Origin of the sequence: Flavobacterium celericrescens (assembly GCF_011392075.1) — a bacterium.
Lineage (GTDB): Bacteria > Bacteroidota > Bacteroidia > Flavobacteriales > Flavobacteriaceae > Flavobacterium > Flavobacterium celericrescens.
The window spans coordinates 1-222 of the sequence record NZ_JAAJBV010000037.1 but is presented as its reverse complement, the minus strand read 5'-3'; the positions used below and the strand labels follow the sequence as shown (position 1 = coordinate 222).

Genomic DNA, 222 nt, shown 5'->3' with positions numbered 1-222 from the left:
CAATAGGAAGTACAACAGTAACTTGGACAATAGTAGATGGTTCAGGTAACACAGCAACTGCTACTCAAGTAGTAACGGTAGAAGATAATGAGTTACCTACTATCGTAGCACCAATTGCTATCAATACAACTACTAATACAGGTTGTACAACAACAGGCTTGGTATTAGGAAATGCTGTAACTACAGACAATTGTTCGGTAGTTAGTGTAACAAATGATGCAC

The 222-nt window shown here is 37.8% G+C and carries 1 protein-coding gene; it reads left to right on the top strand.

Translation table 11 applies throughout. The annotated features are described in order from the left end of the window. On the top strand, nucleotides 1-222 hold a 222-nt coding region (locus G4L40_RS13275), incomplete at both ends, for a hypothetical protein (protein WP_207785392.1).